General features: G+C 44.9%; 1 protein-coding gene. It reads left to right on the top strand.

Annotated elements, in window-relative coordinates; genetic code table 11:
• Positions 1-92 precede the first annotated feature (92 nt).
• A partial coding sequence (locus AC25JC_RS17320) for an ISNCY family transposase (protein WP_486924516.1) occupies positions 93-724 on the top strand: 632 nt, incomplete at its 3' end.

Genomic DNA, 724 nt, shown 5'->3' with positions numbered 1-724 from the left:
TGTTAGAACCCATTTAAAGTGTCTATATTCTCACCAATAAAAATGTCTAGTTTATGATGGTTTTTATCACCATGGACTGGATATAAATATAGATGCTTATCACTATGTCTGACAAAGAAATTCAACGGCTTGCAGTTCTGCAAGACGTTCGAGATCATCGTATTACCCAGGTCCGTGCTGCTGAAATCCTAAATCTTTCCACACGTCAAATTACCCGGTTATTGCAGAAGCTCAATCAAGATGGTGTCTCAGGTATGGCACATGCCAGTCGTGGTCAACCTGGCCATCGTCGCCATGATGACTTGTTAAAATCAAAGTGCCTTTCCATTATTGCTGAACATTTACTGGGCTTTGGACCCACCTTGGCGCATGAGAAGCTCAACAGCATGTTTGACCTGAATATCCCGGTAGAAACGCTTCGGCGCTGGATGACGGCCAATGACCTGTGGATTCCGCGATCCAAGCGCCTGAAGCGTCCATATCAGCCACGTTATAACCGGGATTGCTTCGGTGAACTGATCCAAATTGATGGCTCATATCATGACTGGTTTGAAGGTCGAGCTGCAAAATGCTGCTTGTTGGTTTATATCGATGATGCCACTGGAAAGCTGTTGCATCTGCGCTTTTGTGAGGCTGAAACGACCTTTGACTACATGCTTTCAACCCGAGCCTACATTGAACAATACGGCAAACCTCTAGCCTTTTATAGTGACAAGCATTCGGT

The organism is Acinetobacter sp. P37 (assembly GCF_057480965.1).
The sequence above is the reverse complement of the archived record's forward strand: the minus strand, read 5'-3'. Positions and strand labels throughout refer to the sequence as shown.